The following is an 18820-nucleotide window of genomic DNA, read 5'->3' as shown; positions in this document are numbered from 1 at the left end:
GCCTACCCAATTACGCCTGGAGAACAATAATGACATCCCAAGACAAGGCCAAATGGCTCAGATTCCTGATTCTCATCCTCGGTGGTGGCACCATCTACAAGCTGGCGAATCTCAAAGACGCCTTCTACATCCCCATGCAGGAATTCATGGGGCTGTCCCACACTGAAATCGGCGTGCTGCTGAGCGCCAACGCGATCATCGCCACCGCGCTGTTCGTGGTCGGCGGCATGCTCGCCGACCGGTATGACACGCGCAAGCTGATCCCCCTCGGCCTGATCGGTACCGGCAGCCTCGGGCTTTACCTGGCAACCTTTCCGCCCTTCAATAATCTGCTGGTTGTGTTCTGCCTGCTGGCGGTGTGTGCCGACTGCATCTTTTGGCCTTCGCTGCTCAAAGCCATCCGCAACCTGGGCGACGATAAGGAACAGGGTCGCCTGTTCGGCCTGCTCGAAGGCGGGCGTGGCGTCATTGATACCCTGGTCGCCTTCTCTGCGCTAGGCGTGTTCGTCGCCATGGGCTCCGGTGAAAACGGTCTGAAGTCGGCGATCCTCTTCTACTCGGTCATCGATATTCTTGCCGGGACCCTGACCTGGCTGCTGCTCAAGAGCGGCAATACCCAGTCGACCGTCAAGCCCAAGAACGGCTTGTCGAACCTGCTCGAGGCCATCAAGGTGCCGGGTATCTGGCTGGTCAGCCTCAACGTATTCATGGTCTACATCGTGTACTGCGGCCTGACCTATTTCATTCCCTACCTCAAGGACATGTACGAACTGCCCGTAGCCCTGGTGGGCGCCTATGGCATCATCAACCAGTACTTCCTCAAGATCCTCGGCGGCCCCGCCGGCGGTTTCATTGCCGACAAGCAGTTCAAGAGTTCCAGCCGCTATCTGAAATGGGCATTCCTGGCGTTACTGCCGCTGATGGGCGCCATTATGCTCATCCCGAAAAGCCCGGGTTTCATCTACGCCGGCATGGCCGCCACCCTCTCCTTCGCGATGATTGTTTTTTCCATGCGCGGCGTGTTCTGGGCCCCCATGGGTGAGGTCGGCATTGCCCCGCACATCACCGGCTCAGCCTTTGGCATTGGTTGCCTGATCGGCTATGCGCCCGGCATGTTTGCCTACGTCATCTATGGCGCAATACTCGACCACTTCCCAGGTCAACAGGGCTACAACTACGTCTTCTCGCTAATGAGTCTGCTGGCCATTCTCGGGTTCATGGTATCCAGCCTGCTGTATCAAGCGGTCCGGAAAAACTCCACAGCCAGTGGCAAGGTCAGCACAGCGCAAGCTTGAACTTCGCCAGGGCAATGAGCCTGAACATCATCCGTGGTGTGTAGTCCATCAGTGAAGCTGTCGGATCGCTATGCAGTGAACTACTGTCAGTCATGGGCATGGCGCCGACAGCCAATCTCCGGATATCCGTCGGGTTGCAGGGTTTCCAGCCGACTTGTCACGATGATCAGGGAAGCAGGACGATGGCAAAAGATGCAAAAGCCAAATCGGAAAACAAGACTTTGATCGCGCAGGAGACTGAGGTGTTGGTCGAACCAGCCCCGGTTTCCGACGTGGTTCGCAATAGCGTCTGGCACATGCGGATCAGGGGCCAGGCGCGCAAGCTGAGTCACTCGACCCAGTTTGTGATTGCCGCTGCGGTGATCCTGGGACTGACCATGTTCTTCGTCGGCAATCTGGTCACCGAGCGAATAGAAAATGCCGCGGTACAAAGTGCGGCAGAAGCTGGCGCTCAGTACATGGATACGTTTCTGGAGCCCTATGTGCAGGAGATGAGCCGGGACAACGGCCTTTCGGCCGCAAGTGCCCAGTCCCTGGACCGCCTCACGGAAAGCCGTTCGCTGAAACATCACATTGTCTCGGTCAAGATCTGGCGAGCAGATGGCACGGTCATCTACGGCACGAATAAAGCCCTCACCAACCGCAAGTTTCCATTGGATGAGATCGCCGAGGCACTGAAGGGCAAAGTGGTCACCGACCTTAAAGACCTGGACGAGGATGAGAACGAGTTCGAGCGCGAGCTCAACGTGCCGCTCTATGAGATTTACGCGCCCCTGAGGGATTCCAGTTCCGGGAATATCATCGCGGTGGGCGAGTTTTATGAAAAGGCCGATAGCCTCAAGCGCGAGGTAAATCGGGTCCGACAGGAGGTATGGGAGGTCGTTGGCGCCGCGACATTGGCCATGCTGACGCTGCTTTTCTTCATCGTGCGACGCGGTGACAGGATTATCCAGCAACAACAAGTGGCACTGCACTTACGGTTGCAGGAGCAAACCCGGTTACACCTCAGCAATGCCGAACTCCAACGCAAGATAGCGACGGCTACCCAGGAGTTTTCCCGTGTCAACGAACTCACCTTGCGGCGCATCGGTGCAGACCTGCACGATGGGCCGGCGCAGCTATTGACCTTGATTCTGATCCGGCTCGACGACCTGGCCGAAAACTGCTCCGCAGTCGATCAGGAATCTCTGGAAACCATTCGTGGCGCCGCCACCGACGCATTGCGTGAGGTCCGCGATTTATCACGAGGCCTGGCACTGCCGGAAATCAACGAAGTGAGCCTGGTGGAAGAGTTGCAACTGGTGGCGCAACGGCACGAGCAACGTACTGGCACCAAGGTCACATTGACCCTGGGTCCGCTACCGAAGGCCGCACCACTGCCGCTCAAACTTTGCTTGTACCGTTTTGTGCAAGAAGCCCTCAACAACGCTTACCGTCATGCCAACGGCGAGGGGCAGGTCATCCAGGCGCAATACATGGATGAAGTATTGAACATCAGCGTCAGGGACAGTGGCCCAGGTATGGCGGAGGACGCCATGCTGCAAGAGACATCCGGCAGAACCCGATTGGGGCTCGCCGGTTTGCGTTATCGCGTTGAATCTCTGGGCGGGTTATTCAGCATCGACTCCGGCGCCACGGGCACGTCGGTCAATGCACAGTTCAAACTCTAGTCAGGAGCCGCTCCGGGAATCCATTGGTGTTTCCCCTGCGCCGATGTGAAGGCGTCCGATAGCTTCGTGTTCGGTATAACGCCGTAGAGCCGCGACCGCTTCGACACGATTTCGGGCGTGCAGTTTCTGCATCACGCAGCCCATGTGGTGCTTGACGGTTTTTTCGCTGATCAACAGCTTTGACGCCACTTCCCTGTTGGTCAGGCCTTTTGAAACTTCACGGATGACCTGCTCCTCGCGATGGGTCAGATCAGCCTTGTGAATTTCCGCTTCGTGTTGCTTGCTGTTATTCAGCAGTTTGTTGGCAAACTCGGGGGTGATATACGTCTCACCCTTGGCAACCGACCTGATCGCCAGGACCAGTTCCGGTCCGCTGACACCCTTCAACACATACCCGCGCGCGCCGGCCTCCAGTGCCAGAAAGGCGTCATCTTCGGATTCCGAAACCGTCAGCATCAGCACCTTCACATCCGACAGCCTAGTGGAAATGAACCGCACCGCGGCGAAAACATCGCCCGGCATATTGACGTCCATCAACATCACGTCCGGCCGCATCCGCTGGGCAATATCCCTGGCATCGTCTGCATTGGCGCCCTGCTCCACGACCTGAAGATCCGCCCGTTTCCTCAATGTATTGGCGACACCCTCACGCAACATCGGATGATCGTCGGCAATGCCGATGCGGATGAATGGATTCATGACGCGCTCCCGAAAAGATCAGCACTCAAGTACTCATTGATTAATAGCAGGGAACCCGGGATGACGCCGGTCACCAGTGGCATGTTCCAGGCTCCAGACGTTCGAAAATCAGACTTAGGTTGGATGAAAATTCGAGCCTCAAGACCCATACATCATCACAAGACTCTGAGGTTCATACTCCAACCCATTGTTTTTAAACGCCTCTGAAAACCTCAATAAACAGACAGATCCATGAAACCCGGATCCATCTTCCATCCGACCAACAGCCGCTCTCCTGCGCCCGGGTACATACAGCCAGAGCACTTGGCATTTCTCCCCCGTTTTCGCTCCATGAATCGTCACAGCCACCGCGTGAAACCTTGCGCGAAAATCCGTCATGACATGTTATGACCTCACCCAAAAAAGGTGTTTGACCCAACAAATACGGCGTTTACAGGACGAATGGTCGAGAGGTGTCAAGCGCGGGGAATTGCCGGGAGCCAGAAGCCACTACAGGCGACTCAGGCCGGTACGCTCGTCGCGGTGAAGTGAACTTCACTTTCAAGGCGTGTCACATGAAGTCCATGTCAAGCGAAAAACAACAGAGGTACAGCGTTATGAATATGGCCACAATTGTCAGTGCCGTGATTTCCAGTCTTGCACCCAGTGTCTTTGACCAGAACGGTCTGCAAGAACCCGGCGCACATGTCTCGGCCGTCGAATACCACTACGGAATGGAAATCGATGTGAAGCGGGTACTGCAGCGCACCGATACATCCGACAAGACCGGCATGGTACCGGTGACCCTGGTCTACGAAGACAGCGAGGGTGAGGTTCACAAGATCCGTTTCCTCGAATGGGGTGGAAGCCCGGCCAGTCCTACGAGTGTGGCCTGATCCGCTCGTCGAATGGGTTCTGGCCCTCGCCAGCGCGGCACAGGCCTGAACCCCGACTCGCTCCTGCCGCAGGAACTCGCCCACCGTCCTGGTGCTGATGTTTCGAGAGCAAGGCTGAAGGCGCTACCCACTGCACTCGGTACAGTGCCGAAAAAGCTCCCCTCCCTGGAAGTCCTGACAAGCCCGAAAACCCTGGCTTTCATGACAAGCCCATAGCCTCGAACCTATCGCGAAGAAACTCGATAAACCGCTGTGTTTTCGCCGGCAACAGACGCGTCTCGGTCAGCGCAAAAACTGAAACGGGGGTTGCGTGCCATTCAGGCAATACCTTGCACAGTTTTCCGTTGATCAGGTCTTGCTCAGCGATGCCCTCGGGCAGTAATACGATTCCCAAGTCCAGCGATGCCAGGCGTCTGAGCATGCCGACGCTGTTGAGTTCGAATCGTCCACCCACATCGACTTCCACGCGGCCTGCATTGCCGGACAACGTCCAGCGGTCTGCAGCTGAACCGCGCAATCGCAAACACTCGTGACGTCTCAAGTCCAAAGGCTGCTCAGGGGCACCGAACATTTCCAGATACCTGGGCGAGGCATAGAGGCCGCGCCGCAAACTGGCGAGTTTGCGGGCAATCAGATTCGAGTTTGCCGGTTCTCCCATACGAATCACCACATCCACCGGATCACTGATCAGATCCACCTGGCGCGGGCTTAGATCGAACTCGAAGCGGATCCCGGGATAGAGTCGGGCAAAATCCGCGATCAATGGCGCCAGGTAGACGGTGGCAAAGTCCACTGGCAGCGAAGCCCGGAGCAGCCCACTGGGCCGGGCCAGCATTTCCCCTAACTGCTCATGAGCCAGACGGGCTTCATCGACGATCCGTTTGCAGCGTTCAAAGTACAGCTGGCCCGCCTCGGTCGGTTCGATCTTGCGTGTCGTGCGGTGCAACAGGCGCAGACCGATACCCTTCTCCAGTTCGCTGATACGCCGGGAAAGGGTCGAGTTGGGGATCCCCAGCGTTTCTGCCGCACGACTGAAACTGCGCGCCTTCACCACCTCGACAAACAACGCCATATCGTTGAGATATTCCAAAGCATTATCCCATCAGTGGATTAGTCATTTCGTTTTTAGTGGATTTATCCCGAATCCGGATTGATCAATGATAACCACATCACGTCTGAGGAGCACCGCCATGACCAACCGGCGCGGTGCGTTCGGAACCCTGCAATTCCGTTAGCCGGACAAAACACCCCCAGCCTGCGATCAGGAGAGTCATCATGAGCTACGAAAAATTCAGTGCCGACAATGCCGCCCTGCTGTTGATCGATCACCAGGTGGGGACAATGGGCTGGGTCAAATCCATTCCATTCGAAGAGTTGAAACGCAACGCCCTGATGCTCGCCAAAGCCGCCAGCATCCTGAAGATGCCGGTCGTGCTGACCTCAAGCATGGAAGAGTATGCACAAGGCCCACTGCTCAGTGAACTGGAGCAAATCCTGCCTGCCGAGTTCGCTTCGCGAGTCAAACGGCTGGGTATCGTGAATGCCATGGACGATGAAAACTTCGCCACGGCCGTCAAGGCAACCGGCCGCAAAAAACTGATCATTGCCGGTGTCACCAATGACGTCTGCACCGTTTACCCGGCACTCAGCCTGGTACGTGATGGCTTCGAAGTTCAGGTCGTTGCCGATGGCGGCGGTTCACCCAGCGTCATGGCCGATGACATCGCCCTGCGCCGGATGGACAAGGGCGGTGTGACATTGACCAGCACCAACCAACTGATTGCCGAACTGGCTGGAAGCTGGGCGACTCCGCAAGGTGGGCAGTTGGTACAAGTGCTGATGGAAGCGCTTCAAGGTTAAAACGTTTGCAGGGCAACGGGCTGAACCTCGATACGAGGTTCAGCTGGTCTTTGACGGGGCAGTTAAAAGTGCGCCGTATCCGACCCGGCGGTTGACAGGCTGGTCGACAGGGGGACGCTCTGCGTGACTTTGGCCATCTGGGTGATTTCCACCTTTAACTTGTCCTTGCCGAGCAGGTAGTCGGCCAGCTTCTGCGAAAACGGCCAGTAGTTCAGTTCGGCAGTCAGGGTCAGCGGCCCGACGGCGTCGGCCGGCACCAGGAAGGAGAACTCCCCGATATCGTAGCCCTTGGGTAGAATGCGGTTGTCCGAGAGAATTTGCGTGGCATTCCACACCTCGACGTCCAACGGATTGCCGTCCTTGTCGCCTATGTGCACTTTGAAATTTCGCGTTTCGTGTTCGGTCTTGCCGTCCTTGATTGCCCCCAGTCGATAGAGTTCGCGACCAGTGGCATCCAGCACCCGAAAATCGATCCAGATCTCCCTTCCCTCCGGAAATCCGGTCGGCAGCTTGTGCCCGGCGCCGACATTGGTAACTTTGACCGCTACCGAGGTGTATTGCCCGGGAATGATGGCTGCCGGCAATTGCTGGAAGGTTACTTCCCCGGCGCGGGCCAGCATGTCGCGCGCGCGTTGCGCGCCCTCTTCCTGACCGAGATGTTTGAGCATCATCGCGTTGGCTCCGCTGAACCAATGCGAGGCGACCTCCTCGCGGTCTGGCCCCATGATCGCGGCCTTGCCCGCAAAACCCGGCATGTGGCAGCTCTGGCAGGTAACACCATTAAGGCTGTAGGCGCTCTCCTGCCATTCGTCATAGGTGCGCTCGACCGCCACACTGCTGAAGGGGTGGGTGACGTTGTGGCAGGTTCCGCAAAAGTCCGAGCGCGTGTGCAAAGCGGAATACACGGTGTCGTGATAAGGCGAAACGGCATCTTTACGTGGGCCGAACTTGGTCGGTTTACCGTGTGCCCGGGGGCTCAGAACATAGGCGCCGTTATCGAGGCCCGTGCGGGCACTGATGTTGTGGCAGGTCTCGCAATCGACCCCGGGCATCGGATGATTCTTCGCGCTGTCTTCAATCGAGGAACGGTTGACTTCTGAATTGATCTGCCCGGTCGTGAGACCGATCGGGGTATGGCAGCCGGTGCAGAAATTATCGACCTTGCCCTCGGTGGCCGAACTCGCACGCTTGAGCAAGGCCCGATAGATGGGTTCATCCCAGGCCTGGGACATCATCGACGAGCGCCACTGCCTGTAGATCTCCGTATGGCAAGCGCCACAGACCTGGGCATTGTCGAAGTCCTTCACATTCAAGACCAGATTGCCGGTGGTATTGGCCCGATGCGGAAAGAACGGCATCCCGCCAATCACATGCATGAGCCTGGAGCGTGCCGGCTCCAGCCACTTATCATTACTTTGATTGTCATTGCCCTGAGGTTCGTCGGCCGCCACCAGCGTTACCGTCAGCAGGCAAACCAGAAAACACAAAAGATGGCGAACGAAAGGTCTGATCAACAGGAGAAACGCAATGAACAATGTCGCCAGGGAAATATTCAAGTCGACAATGGCCAGCTTGAGGCCTGCCGGGACATTGAATAAGGTCATGTAAGAGCTGGTGCACATCATCCATAGAATGATCAATGCCGATAACCCGTGCAGCGCTACCTGCGCACACGTATGTCTGGAGTGGCTCATTAGCATTTCCCCTGGACGGGCGCAGAGGATGACTGCAGTACTTCTATTGAGTAGCCAGGGGTATTTCGTGATGCAAACCGATGGTTACATGCGATCAATCAATGGAGTACTGACAGCTCCACAGCTTCCCGACTTTGCACCTTTCATGAATGGGACAAACTCATTCAGCAATTACCCTGCCACCCTTGCAGCAATAGATGGGCGATGACCTGAATGCCCCGCAAACATTGGCCGGATATTGAAATATGGTGCGAATGAAGACGCGAATACTGCTAAGCAATACCACCCATTAGTGGGGGGCGTTCACTCCGAAATCGGGGGGACCACTCACTTTACTCGATACGGCTTACTCTCTGTCTTTCGTCGACCGAATGAGATTGCCCCGCAACTTCACAATTGCCTTCTGCATTTGCACGAAGTCGTCGGGATCAAGGCCGGTTTGCGGGAAGCCGTCTTCGGAGAGGTCTTCACGCAGTTTTCGTCCCTCTTTTGTGAGATTGATCCGCACCTGGCGTTCATCTTCCGGGTCGCGCTGGCGTAGCAGATAACCCATCGCTTCCAGCTTCTTCAGAATCGGTGTGAGGGTGTTGGATTCGAGAAACAGCTTTTCGCCGAGGCTGCCAACGGTCTGGTTATCTTCCTCCCACAGCGCAACCAGGGTGATGTATTGCGTATAGGTCAGACCGAGCCGTTCAAGCATCGGCTTGTAGGCCTTGCCGAACGCCAGGTTGGTGGAATAGACCGCAAAACACAGGAAGTCGGAGAGTTTGAGATCCAGGGCGGATATCTTGCCGGTGTTTTTCATGGGGGCTCTCTTGGGTCAAGCTTGCGAGACCGAGACTATACATCGTACGCGATGATATCGGAAATGCGCATAAACACCGAAGGCCGGCTCACCGGGAAAATCCCCGGTGAGCCGGCCTTCGAGTGGGTCATGCCGTCAGGACATTGATGTCGACATCAATGTTGCCGCGTGTGGCCTTGGAGTACGGGCAGATGGCATCGGCGTTGTGGGCCAACTCAGTCGCCACCCCATGATCCAGCCCCGGTACACGCAACGTCAGTCGGGCCTGGAGGAAGTACGCCGCGCCGGTCTGACCCAGATCGACTTCAATGTCGACGGCCGTGTCGGCCGGCAGTGTCACTTTCGCCTGCTGGGCGGCCAGCCCTACCGCTGCGATGTAGCAGGCCGACCAGGCTCCGGCGAACAGTTGCTCCGCTTTCGGGTGTGGCTGAACGCCGGTGAGCACATGTGCCGGTGTGTCGCTGCCAGGGGACGACAGCACGATGTCGAGGTTGCCGTTATGGCCACGCGACGTGTTGCCTGCGGCGTTGTGGGTGGTGTGGGTTTTGCCGCTGGCCAGTACTTTTTCGATCTTGCTCATGATGATTTCCTCAGAATTACAGTCAGTTGTATTCGTATACGCTTTAATCGCATGCGATATTTGTATAGGCTTCCAGGCTTTACGCCGTAATAACGTTCAGGGCAACGTCGATGTTGCCGCGTGTGGCTTTGGAGTAAGGGCAGATGGAATCGGCGATGTGCGCCAGTTCGGTCGCGACATCCTGTGCCAGCCCTGGCACGCGCAGTGTCAGTCGGGCCTGAAGGAAATACGCAGGACCAGTCTGGCCCAGGTCTACTTCAATGTCGACGGCCATGTCCGCCGGCAACACGATATTGCGCTCCTGGGCCACCAGCCCCACTGCCGCGGTGTAGCAGGCCGACCAGGCACCGGCAAACAGTTGCTCGGCTTTCGGGTGTGGCTGGACGGCGGTAAAGACGTGGGCCGGCTGGGCGGAACCGGGCGACGACAGCTCGATATCGAGGTTGCCGATGTGACCACCGACACTGCTGTGAGTGGTGTGGGTTTTGCCGGTAGCCAGTACTTTTTCGATTCTGCTCATGGTGATTCCCTCAGGATTTAAAGTTTAGTGCGATATTATCGTATGCGATATTTGTGGCTTTTAATAAGACCACATCCATCAATTGGCGTGTGCAATGATCCAGTTGTTGCCGTTGTGGCCATGGGAAGCTTGAGCGGTAGAGCTGATCATTTTGCGGCTGCTTCCGGTGTTCATGGCTGAATCTCCAAACGGCAAGGGTTGTCGTTGCTTGTGTTCGCATCCGATTTGATCGTGTGCGATGGTTTAATACTCAACCAAAGCCCCAATGATGTCAAAGCTTATTTTATGGCTTGGCGATGAGCGGTAGGCTCGAGACCGACCTTGCTACCCTCCCCCTCGTCGAATGGTTGATTGGCTTCTACTGTCCGGGCCTGCGGGGGGCATGGAGTCAAATCAGCTTCGGGCGTTCTGTGCAGTGGTCGACATGGGCAGCTTTCGTTCGGCGGCACGGGAACTGAACTCGGCCAGAGCACGCTGACAGACATAAAAAACCGGCCAATCGAGCCGGTTTTCTTTGACATCCCAATTCCTGCACGCACAAAAAACCCCCTCGCCAGGAGGGGGTCTGATGTTTGAAAGGTGCAAAGGGTTTCACCCGTCTTTGCCTGGGTTTGCGTCAGCTCACCGCGCAGGAATTCCCGCGAACAGCCACACAGGCTCCTGAGTGGACGCGGCCTCGTTGCGTTTACGGGCCCACTGAGTCAACGCCACCATCATCGCAAAGCCGAGCACGATCAACACCGGATAGGCCATCAGCAGCTCGGTGAGCGAATACTTCCAGGCCAGCGGTCGACCGACACCGAGCATCGCGGCATACAACCAGGACACGCCCGACAGTGCACCGGAGAACAGGGCAAACATTCGCACATTGATCTGCAGATCAAGCAACGACCCGGCCTTCATCATTGCCGGCAATACATAGCGGTGCAACAACATGCCGTTGAATGTCAGCAGCAACACAATAATGACTTTGGCTTGAAGTTTCGGATTGGCGAAATAGGTCATTCCTTTATCAAGATAATCAATGCCTATAATTGCAGCGCCGGTCACCCACAAGAATATCAGCGCATTGGAAACAGACTTCTGAAGACTGGCCATATGATCATTATCGTGCCCCGACGACACTCGACCTTTCAATAAATCCTTGACCATTGCGGCATCGCTGGCAAACACCAGACCAATGGCTACGCAGCAAGCCAACAGGTGAACGTAAACAACTCCTAAACGCAAAAACTCCATGGATTCTTTCTGCCCGAACAGGCCGATAATTGTATGTATATCCACGATTACATCTCCACTTATTGCGGCAGTGCGAATTGACCATGCCCCAGGCACGCGAATTAATTAATCACGCCTGCACAATCAAGTTCACATTGATTAAAGCAACTAAAATAGTTTGGGTATTACAAGAGAGAGCGACTCGCCCAGCGAGTCAGTGATGACGGCATACTATCACTCCAGGTCTCAGGTAAAAAAAATCCCCACGTGCATTCCATTCGATGCAGATGAGGTATACGTCCATTCTTTTTCTAGGGAGTGCAACGCGAAATCTCGAAGGTTCCGCCTGCTGGAGCATAGGAGCGTTGCATTTCCCGATCGTTCATTTTTCGAGCAAAACGCTCGACAAACGGTACTGAATCCAGCGCCCGGGGGGACCTGTTTTCTTCGCTGAAACCCGCGTAACTATGCAGCTGAATCGTTTCATAAATTATTCCTGAAAAAAATAGCCATCGAGTCACATTTACATCGCCTGACCCGACCGACGGTAAACATTGCCGCCCAGTCACCGGCAAGTTTGAGTTGCACGCAGTGACGCTCATGCACTCGGGGAAGGAGAGTGACGCGGCCGGTCCATGAACCCTGCCATGGCCCCGCGAGCAGCAGAGCCATGGCTCAATCCGGTCAGCCGCGAATGAACTTCAGCAGATCCTGATTGACCACATCGGCATGCGTCGAGCACATCCCGTGCGGGTATTTCTCGTACACCTTCAGGGTTGCGTTTTTCAGCAGCTTGCTCGACAGCAGCGCGGAGTCGGCAATGGGAACGATCTGGTCGTCGTCACCGTGCATGACCAGAGTGGGTACGGTGATCGCCTTTAGGTCATCCGTGAAGTCGGTTTCAGAGAAGGCCTTGATGCACTCATAGTGAGCATTTGCCGCGCCGGCCATGCCTTGGCGCCACCAGTTCTGGATCATGCCCGGCGAAACAGCGGCAGCCGGACGGTTGAAGCCGTAGAACGGGCCACTGGCAACATCCAGGTAGAACTGAGACCGGTTGGCTGCCAGTTGCCTGCGCATGTCGTCGAACACCTCGATCGGAAGTCCGCCCGGGTTTGCCGAGCTCTTGACCATGACCGGCGGTACCGCACCAATCAGAATCAGTTTGGCCACGCGCTTATGCAACTGACCATGCCTGGCGACATAGCGTGCCGCCTCCCCGCCACCGGTCGAGTGGCCGACATGCACAGCGTTACGCAGGTTCAGTTGCTGTGCCAAAGCGGCGACGTCTGCCGCGTAGTGGTCCATGTCGTGGCCATCGCTAACCTGAGAAGAGCGGCCGTGGCCGCGTCGATCATGGGCGATGACGCGATAGCCCTGGCCAATGAAGAACAGCGCCTGGCTATCCCAATCATCACTGCTGAGCGGCCACCCATGGTGGAACACGATCGGCTGGGCGTTTTTCGGGCCCCAGTCCTTGTAGAAGATTTCAACGCCATCTTGGGTCGTCACTTTGCTCATGGTCATGTTTCCGCTGTTGGTGTCGGGAGAGTTGACGGACGTGAGTGCCAGACAAGGTGCCGAGGACAAGGCCACGAAGGCCGTGGCACTCAGACCCAGCAGCAGAAAGTCCCGCCGGTCCGGGCTATCGAGCCCAAGGTTTTCGCTATCGCTCATGGCTGACTCCGTGCCAGTCGATTGATTCGGGAGCCGCAAGGGCTCCCTTGTCTGCTGATGAAATGGGTCATGCCCACGGTCAGTGCCCTTGCAGTTTTTTCACCACTTCATCGGTGGTCATCACACCGTTGGCGATGTAGCGGAAGTTGACCAGTGCGCTACCGTATCCGTCGCCGTCAGGCAGCTTCGGGCCGGCGACGGCGTCACGTACGACAACCACCTCGAAACCGCGCTCCAGAAACTCGCGAAGGTGCGATTCGACGCACAGGTTGGAGGCCATGCCGGCCAGGACGATTTTGTCGATCCGCTGCTTGCGCAACTGCAGCATCAGGTCGTTGCTTTGCGGGCCATACAACTTGTGCGGTGAGGCGACGAGGGTCTTGCCGTCTTCGATGAAAGGTTTGAATTCCTTCATGAAGTCGGCACCCGAATTGCGGAATCCATCCAGCGTCAGGGCGCCCTTGCGGTCGAACATACCCAGCTTGTGCTGAACGGTTTCCGCTGGCGCTTCAAACTCCCACTGATGATCCTGGGGATAGTAGTAGTGCGGCGAGATGGCGACGGTCGCTCCGGCCTGTTTGAACGCCGTGAAAAGCCGGGTCAGATTCGGTACCAGGTTCTGCTCGGTAACGCTCTGGCCGAAGACTGACCAGCCCGCACCCTCCGGGCTCATGAAGTCGATCTGCGGGTCGATCACGACCAGCGCGGTTCTACTCGAATCCCATTGAAAGGTGGAGGCCGGGAGCGCGGGTTTGGCCGGATCGGCATAGGGGTTCTCGGCGGCGAAACCGATGCCGGGCGCCATCAGGATAGCCCCCAGCAAGGTGGCGCAGGAGATGAGTTTGCCGGGATGAATTCGATTGAAGGTCATGTTGCACGTCCGCAATGTGGGGGAGGTGCAGTTACGGTACGGCGAGAAGGCGCTATGAAATGGACATATATCCCTGGATTTCGGCCGACCTGCTCACTCACTTTGCATGAGGCGGATCGGCCCGTGACCTTCCCGAGAGCAAGCGCGTACTATGCCCTCATCAGACTGTGGATGTTCCGTGCATGCAGCGTCACATATGTTTCCTGGTCTACTCGGGCTTCGTGCTGCTCGATCTGAGCGGCCCGCTCGAAGCCTTCGCCAATGCCAGTCGTGCACGCCCTTCGGGCTATCGATTCACGGTCGCCTCGCTTGAAGGCGGATTGATCAGCGCGTCGTGCGGACTGCAAGTCGCGACGCAAGCCCTGCAGGTTGTCGACCAGCTCGACACGCTCATCATCGTCGGCGCCCCCACCGCCCCGATCGATGACAGGATGCCGCCGATGGCAGCGGCGATACGGCAGATGTCCCCCCGCGCGCGCCGCACGGCCAGCGTCTGCACGGGTGCCTTCCTGCTGGCCGAGAGCGGCCTGCTCGACGGTCGTGTCGCGACCACTCACTGGAACTACGCGCCGCAATTGCAGGCACGCTATCCGGCGCTGCGCGTCGACGGAGATCGAATCTGGACCGAAGACGGCAATGTCTGGACGTCCGCTGGCATGTCGGCCGGCATCGACATGGCCCTGGCGATGATCGAGCAGGACCTGGGCAAGGAAGTGTCACGCGCTGTCGCGCGCATGCTGGTGGTCTACTATCGGCGACCGGGTGGTCAGTATCAGTTCTCTTCACTGCAGGATTTCGACCCGGGCTCGGACCGCATCCGCACCGTGCTGAGCTACGTGCGCGATCATCTGCGTGATGATCTGTCGGTTGAACGCCTGGCAGAGGTTGCCCATATGAGCGTGCGCCAATTTGGCCGTGTGTTCGCGGCATCGGTCGGGGTGACGCCGGCGAAAGCTATCGAGCGCCTGCGTATCGAGTCGGCACGGCCACTGGTCGAGGACGGGCACCAGACGTTCGAGGAAATCGCCAGGTGCTTCGGATTCGGCGATGCCGATCACATGCTGCGCAGCTTCGTGCGAGTCGTCGGGCGCACGCCACAGGAACTGCGTCGCAGCACCCGCCAGGCCAAAGGCAATGCCGGGGCCGGGGCCGGGAACAAGGGGGATCCATCGCCCGCGTAAGCGCAGACGCATTCCTTCCGGGACGGGCTCAAGCCAGCAACCGGGTGATCCACCGGGCCTGGCGCGCGATGTCCTGCACCTTGTCCTCGGGCACGGCCTGCCGCGCCCGGGCAAAGTGGGCCAGGGTCTTCTGCTTCTGGCGCAGCTTGCGCTGCCACTTGCCCAGGAACGCCGGGCTGCGGGCCTGCATCTGCAACGGGCCGAAATACAGCTCCTCGGCGGTATACATCACCGGCCCGGCGCGCTCGGCGACGATGATTTCGTAGTCGAAACGATTTTCCCGCAGCACTTCTTCGCAGAGGATGCGATAGCCATTGTCCATCAGCCATTGGCGCAGTGGCTGCTCGCCGCCGTTGGGTTGCAGGATCAGGCGCTCCCGACCGCTCAGATACATCTTGCCGCTGTCGAGGATGTCGCGGATCGTTTCGCCGCCCATACCGCAGATGCTGATCGCCGTAATCCCGTCTCCCGGCTCGATAGCCGCCAGGCCGTTGGCCAGGCGCACGGTGATCTGCAAGTCCAGGTCGTTCTCGCGCACGGTGCGTTCGGCCGAACGGAACGGCGTCAACGCCACCTCGCCGGCCACCGCCGAGGTGATAGCGCCACGGCGCATCAACGCCACGGGCAGGTAGCCGTGATCCGAGCCGATATCGGCCAGGCGCGCGCCGGCTGGCACATGTGCCGCCACGCGTTCCAGGCGCATGGACAATGTCTGTTCGTTCAACTGCGGCCCCTTTTCACCACCAGCGTCCGGCGCCTCTGGCCGGATCGGGGCGTGATTCTGTCACGCAATCACTCGCGCATACACCGATCTGTCGACGTTTCCTCCGGATAGAATCACCCCCACCCTTCTCCCCGCCATGTCTTCACGCTCTGCAATGAGTGCTGCCAATGCCGCCGCACCGGCCCCTTCGGCCAGGTTGTGGGTATCGGTGTAGTACACACGCATGGCCTCGGCAATCTGCGCATCACTGACCGCTACAATCCGCGCCGCACCTGCCGCGTACACGGCAAAAGCTTCTGGCACTGGCTTGCGTACGGCCAGCCCGTCGGCAAAGGTGGTTGCCGAGGCGGTTTCGCACAGGACTCCGCTATCGAACGATAACTGTGCGGCCGCCGCCTCTGTGGAAACCACGCCCACCACCCGGGTCTTCAGACCCAGCGCATCGCGGGCGGCGATCACCCCACTGATCCCCGATCCACAGCCAATCGGTACATATACGGTATCCAGGTCTGGCGCCGCGTTGAACAACTCCAGCGCATAAGTGGCGACGCCTTTGACCAACTCAGGGTGAAACGGCGGAACCAGGAACAGGTCATGCGCGTGCGCAAGGCGTGCAGCCTCTTCACGGGCTTCATCGAAATCGCGGCCATACTCGACCACTTCAGCGCCAAAGCCGCGCATGGCGTTGTTCTTTTCTACCGAGTTACCTTCCGGCACCACGATCAACGCCTGCAAGCCCAATGCGCCCGCCGCCAGCGCCAGGCTCTGACCATGGTTGCCACGGGTAGCGCTGACAATCCCTTTCACCTCTGGGTACTCGCGTTTGAGCCAGTGCATGAAAGTGATGCCGCCGCGCACTTTGAAAGCACCGGTAGGCGTGTGATTTTCGTGCTTGACCCACACCGTGCAACCCAACCGCTGGGCCAGCAAGGGCCAAGGGTACTGGGCGGTGGCAGGCATTACCTGGTAAACGTTGCGAGCCGCCTGTTCGATATCGTCGCGAGTCAGTTTGTGCATGAGTTATCCCCCTGAGATTTTGCCCAGTCTGAACACGGCCGCCATCTTGCGGCTTTCAGAAAACTGACCTGACTTTTACCCCTCACCTTCACTACTATGCTGTTCATGACTCATCGAAACCGCCTGGCGCCACCGCTCTTGTCCGAACCGATCCGCCGCATCGAGGCCGGGCCCTGGGCGATCGAATTGCTCCCCGGGCGCGCCTACGCCACCCGATATGTAGCGACCCAGGCGGGAATCGGCTTTGCCTTCGACAGCCAGCGAGGCCTGCACGCGATCGGCAGCGACCGGGTACAACCCTTCGATGCCATGCCCAACGGCCTGGCGTTCATCCCCGCGGGGTGTGACGTATTGTCCGAATCAGCCAAGGGCGGTGAATATCTGCGGGTGATACGCACCGACGGCATTGCGTTGGTCGGGGATCGTGCCTTTAACAATCGCATCGATCAGCAAGCCACTGTCCTCGCCCGGCGAATGCGCGCCGCGCTGTTGCAGGCCTCCGTGGACGACGATTGGGAGGCCTGGGCACTCGCCTTGTCTGAGCGGGCGACAGGTAGCGAAGCCATGTCGACAGCGCCCCATGGCTCGATAACCGGCCAGCGGATGCGCTTGCTCGATGAGTTCATTGATGCCGGCCTCGATGGTCCGTTGAGCGTACCGGCAATGGCGGGCCTGCTTGGATTGTCCGAAGGCTATTTCATGCGGGCATTCAAAAACGCCACAGGCCAAAGCCCGCACGCTTACCTGATCGACCGACGCCTGGCCAAGGCCCGAGCCCTGATGCTCGACTCAACGGCCACGCTGACGGAAATCGCCTACGCCTGCGGTTTCAGTTCCCAGGCGCACATGGCGACCACGTTCAGGCAACGCCTTGGTGTGAGTCCGGCGCATCTGAGTCATCGCAGCGGCTCCTAGCCGGGGAACGTTTGGGCAGGAACACCTCGGCCAGCATGCAGCGTGCGCTGCCGCCGCCGATGCGCTCGATGGTGTCGATGTTCACCGGCAACGGCGTGGTGTGCGTTTCGATCAAGCGGCGCTGATCGGCGTCCAGCGATTGCCAGGCGGTGCGCGACATCACCAGCAGCGGCTCGCCCGCTGCGTTGTGTACTTCCAGCATGTTGCCGGCAAAGGACTCCAGCTGTGCCCAGTTCAGGGCGACGACCTGTTTGCCACTGGATTCGAGCCGTTCCCGCAGCGCCGCACGTTCGCCGGGTTGAGGTACGGACGCCAGGCACGCCACCGCCAGGCGGGTGCCGACACTCATCATCACATTGGTGTGATAAATCGCCACGCCCTGGCGGTCCACCGCGTTGAACGCACACAACTCGTAGCCCAAATGGCTGACCAACTGATCCAGGGCCTGGGCGTGGGTACGTGTGGAATACCCGGCGTAGCAAATCCGCTGCTGCCGATCCAGCACCATGCTCCCGGTGCCCTCGAGGAAAATCTCCTGCTCTTCGAGGCTGGACAGGTCCAGCACCTGCTCGACCCGGTATGCGTCCAGCAACCCGTCGAGTACACCTTTGTCCCGCTCCAGGCGCCGGTTGTGGCCCTGCATCGGGTACAGCACCAAGGTGCCGTCCGGATGGGTGCTCCACCAGTTGTTGGGGAAGATCGAATCCGGGGTATGCGGTGCTTCGCGATCGTTATGTACCAGGACCTCGACGCCGTGCCGACGCAACGCGGCGACATAGCCATCGAACTCGGCAAGGGCCTTGAGTTGTACGTCTTCGGCTATGGCTGCCGGACGCTGGAAACGGTTGTTCGCCGCCGTGTCCTGATTGAAGGAGAAACGTGTCGGGCGAATCATTAATACCGTATTGGTGGTTTGCATGGGCACAGACTCAATGAGGGTCGAGAGAGGCTCATTGTCTGTTTCGACGCGGGAAAAACCCGGTTGATAACGGCTTTTGCGGTGATGAAAACGGCTGAAGATTCCGGGTTGTCCAGCCGATTCGGTGAGGCTGCGAATTTGGCCTGGTAGTCCTTTCAGGTGTACATATCCGTTGCTGCGGTAATGGCCGCTAACGGTTCCGCCCTGACGGCGGGTCACTTGGAAAAGCCCCAAGTAACCAAGGGCTCTTGCCCCTTTCGTTCGGTGCCTCGCCAAGGCTCGGCATTCCCTCGCTCCGGT

The 18820-nt window shown here is 58.3% G+C and carries 18 protein-coding genes; 6 read left to right on the top strand and 12 right to left on the bottom strand.

The genetic code is table 11. From position 1 onward, the window contains the following. Window positions 1-29: 29 nt before the first annotated feature. Both PMI31_RS16090 and PMI31_RS16085 read left to right on the top strand, forming a co-directional pair. Window positions 30-1295 (top strand): MFS transporter, encoded by a 1266-nt coding sequence (locus PMI31_RS16090; RefSeq protein ID WP_008019197.1) that lies wholly within the window; start codon window positions 30-32, stop codon window positions 1293-1295. 182 nt (window positions 1296-1477) lie between these two features. Then, window positions 1478-2965: a sensor histidine kinase gene (locus tag PMI31_RS16085; RefSeq protein ID WP_008019196.1), complete on the top strand. Its 1488-nt coding sequence runs from the start codon at window positions 1478-1480 to the stop codon at window positions 2963-2965. On the opposite strand, the gene PMI31_RS16080 is transcribed toward PMI31_RS16085, so the two are convergent. Next, the gene (locus PMI31_RS16080; RefSeq protein ID WP_008019195.1) at window positions 2966-3664 is read right to left on the bottom strand and encodes a response regulator; all 699 of its coding nucleotides are present in this window, start codon (window positions 3662-3664) and stop codon (window positions 2966-2968) included. Window positions 3665-4260: 596 nt separating this feature from the next. Here PMI31_RS16080 and PMI31_RS16075 point away from each other — a divergent pair. After that, window positions 4261-4539: a DUF2790 domain-containing protein gene (locus PMI31_RS16075; RefSeq protein WP_008019194.1), complete on the top strand. Its 279-nt coding sequence runs from the start codon at window positions 4261-4263 to the stop codon at window positions 4537-4539. 199 nt (window positions 4540-4738) lie between these two features. Here the strand turns inward: PMI31_RS16075 and PMI31_RS16070 are convergent, their stop codons facing one another. Then, a complete protein-coding gene (locus PMI31_RS16070; protein WP_008019191.1) occupies window positions 4739-5629 on the bottom strand; it encodes a LysR family transcriptional regulator in 891 nt (296 codons plus the stop codon). Window positions 5630-5814: 185 nt separating this feature from the next. On the opposite strand from PMI31_RS16070, the gene PMI31_RS16065 reads away from it, so the two are divergent. Beyond that, a complete protein-coding gene (locus PMI31_RS16065; protein ID WP_008019190.1) occupies window positions 5815-6399 on the top strand; it encodes an isochorismatase family protein in 585 nt (194 codons plus the stop codon). A 62-nt stretch (window positions 6400-6461) separates the two neighbouring features. Here PMI31_RS16065 and PMI31_RS16060 read toward each other — a convergent pair whose 3' ends face one another. The 7 genes from PMI31_RS16060 to PMI31_RS16030 form a co-directional block, all read right to left on the bottom strand. Continuing rightward, on the bottom strand, window positions 6462-8093 hold the full coding sequence (locus PMI31_RS16060) for a multiheme c-type cytochrome (RefSeq protein WP_008019188.1): 1632 nt from the start codon (window positions 8091-8093) through the stop codon (window positions 6462-6464). A gap of 346 nt (window positions 8094-8439) precedes the next feature. After that, window positions 8440-8898: a MarR family winged helix-turn-helix transcriptional regulator gene (locus tag PMI31_RS16055; RefSeq protein ID WP_008019187.1), complete on the bottom strand. Its 459-nt coding sequence runs from the start codon at window positions 8896-8898 to the stop codon at window positions 8440-8442. A 127-nt stretch (window positions 8899-9025) separates the two neighbouring features. Beyond that, window positions 9026-9478: an Ohr family peroxiredoxin gene (locus tag PMI31_RS16050; protein ID WP_008019185.1), complete on the bottom strand. Its 453-nt coding sequence runs from the start codon at window positions 9476-9478 to the stop codon at window positions 9026-9028. 79 nt (window positions 9479-9557) lie between these two features. After that, window positions 9558-9998, bottom strand: coding sequence for an Ohr family peroxiredoxin (locus PMI31_RS16045; protein WP_008019184.1), 441 nt, complete (start codon window positions 9996-9998; stop codon window positions 9558-9560). Between the two features lie 621 nt (window positions 9999-10619). Next, window positions 10620-11237, bottom strand: coding sequence for a hypothetical protein (locus PMI31_RS16040; RefSeq protein ID WP_043302417.1), 618 nt, complete (start codon window positions 11235-11237; stop codon window positions 10620-10622). 663 nt (window positions 11238-11900) lie between these two features. Continuing rightward, entirely contained in the window at window positions 11901-12737 is an 837-nt protein-coding gene (locus PMI31_RS16035; RefSeq protein ID WP_043302423.1) for an alpha/beta fold hydrolase, read from the bottom strand. Between the two features lie 235 nt (window positions 12738-12972). Then, the gene (locus PMI31_RS16030; protein WP_008019178.1) at window positions 12973-13764 is read right to left on the bottom strand and encodes a cysteine hydrolase; all 792 of its coding nucleotides are present in this window, start codon (window positions 13762-13764) and stop codon (window positions 12973-12975) included. 182 nt (window positions 13765-13946) lie between these two features. Here PMI31_RS16030 and PMI31_RS16025 point away from each other — a divergent pair, with 182 nt between their 5' ends. Next, window positions 13947-14945 (top strand): GlxA family transcriptional regulator, encoded by a 999-nt coding sequence (locus PMI31_RS16025; protein WP_008019176.1) that lies wholly within the window; start codon window positions 13947-13949, stop codon window positions 14943-14945. Between the two features lie 28 nt (window positions 14946-14973). Here PMI31_RS16025 and PMI31_RS16020 read toward each other — a convergent pair whose 3' ends face one another. Beyond that, a complete protein-coding gene (locus tag PMI31_RS16020; RefSeq protein WP_338010033.1) occupies window positions 14974-15669 on the bottom strand; it encodes a tRNA (adenine(22)-N(1))-methyltransferase in 696 nt (231 codons plus the stop codon). 60 nt (window positions 15670-15729) lie between these two features. Further along, window positions 15730-16686 carry a threonine dehydratase gene (locus PMI31_RS16015; protein ID WP_008019173.1) on the bottom strand — a complete coding sequence of 319 codons (957 nt, stop codon included), beginning with the start codon at window positions 16684-16686 and terminating at the stop codon, window positions 15730-15732. A 96-nt stretch (window positions 16687-16782) separates the two neighbouring features. On the opposite strand from PMI31_RS16015, the gene PMI31_RS16010 reads away from it, so the two are divergent. Continuing rightward, entirely contained in the window at window positions 16783-17601 is an 819-nt protein-coding gene (locus PMI31_RS16010) for a helix-turn-helix transcriptional regulator (protein WP_008019171.1), read from the top strand. Here the strand turns inward: PMI31_RS16010 and ctlX are convergent. Next, entirely contained in the window at window positions 17546-18520 is a 975-nt protein-coding gene (ctlX, locus tag PMI31_RS16005) for a citrulline utilization hydrolase CtlX (protein ID WP_008019170.1), read from the bottom strand. The two genes, PMI31_RS16010 and ctlX, sit on opposite strands and share 56 nt — an antisense overlap. Window positions 18521-18820 lie beyond the last annotated feature (300 nt).

It is taken from the genome of Pseudomonas sp. GM55, assembly GCF_000282395.1.
GTDB lineage: Bacteria > Pseudomonadota > Gammaproteobacteria > Pseudomonadales > Pseudomonadaceae > Aquipseudomonas > Aquipseudomonas fluorescens_CC.
This window is presented reverse-complemented; position numbering and strand designations above follow the sequence as displayed.

Coding starts and splice junctions, on each gene's coding strand:
- PMI31_RS16090 (WP_008019197.1), top strand. CDS start 30: ATGACATCCCAAGACAAGGCCAAATGGCTCAGATTCCTGATTCTCATC.
- PMI31_RS16085 (WP_008019196.1), top strand. CDS start 1,478: ATGGCAAAAGATGCAAAAGCCAAATCGGAAAACAAGACTTTGATCGCG.
- PMI31_RS16080 (WP_008019195.1), bottom strand. CDS start 3,664: ATGAATCCATTCATCCGCATCGGCATTGCCGACGATCATCCGATGTTG.
- PMI31_RS16075 (WP_008019194.1), top strand. CDS start 4,261: ATGAATATGGCCACAATTGTCAGTGCCGTGATTTCCAGTCTTGCACCC.
- PMI31_RS16065 (WP_008019190.1), top strand. CDS start 5,815: ATGAGCTACGAAAAATTCAGTGCCGACAATGCCGCCCTGCTGTTGATC.
- PMI31_RS16060 (WP_008019188.1), bottom strand. CDS start 8,093: ATGAGCCACTCCAGACATACGTGTGCGCAGGTAGCGCTGCACGGGTTA.
- PMI31_RS16055 (WP_008019187.1), bottom strand. CDS start 8,898: ATGAAAAACACCGGCAAGATATCCGCCCTGGATCTCAAACTCTCCGAC.
- PMI31_RS16050 (WP_008019185.1), bottom strand. CDS start 9,478: ATGAGCAAGATCGAAAAAGTACTGGCCAGCGGCAAAACCCACACCACC.
- PMI31_RS16045 (WP_008019184.1), bottom strand. CDS start 9,998: ATGAGCAGAATCGAAAAAGTACTGGCTACCGGCAAAACCCACACCACT.
- PMI31_RS16040 (WP_043302417.1), bottom strand. CDS start 11,237: ATGGAGTTTTTGCGTTTAGGAGTTGTTTACGTTCACCTGTTGGCTTGC.
- PMI31_RS16035 (WP_043302423.1), bottom strand. CDS start 12,737: ATGAGCAAAGTGACGACCCAAGATGGCGTTGAAATCTTCTACAAGGAC.
- PMI31_RS16030 (WP_008019178.1), bottom strand. CDS start 13,764: ATGACCTTCAATCGAATTCATCCCGGCAAACTCATCTCCTGCGCCACC.
- PMI31_RS16025 (WP_008019176.1), top strand. CDS start 13,947: ATGCAGCGTCACATATGTTTCCTGGTCTACTCGGGCTTCGTGCTGCTC.
- PMI31_RS16015 (WP_008019173.1), bottom strand. CDS start 16,686: ATGCACAAACTGACTCGCGACGATATCGAACAGGCGGCTCGCAACGTT.
- PMI31_RS16010 (WP_008019171.1), top strand. CDS start 16,783: ATGCTGTTCATGACTCATCGAAACCGCCTGGCGCCACCGCTCTTGTCC.
- ctlX (WP_008019170.1), bottom strand. CDS start 18,520: ATGCAAACCACCAATACGGTATTAATGATTCGCCCGACACGTTTCTCC.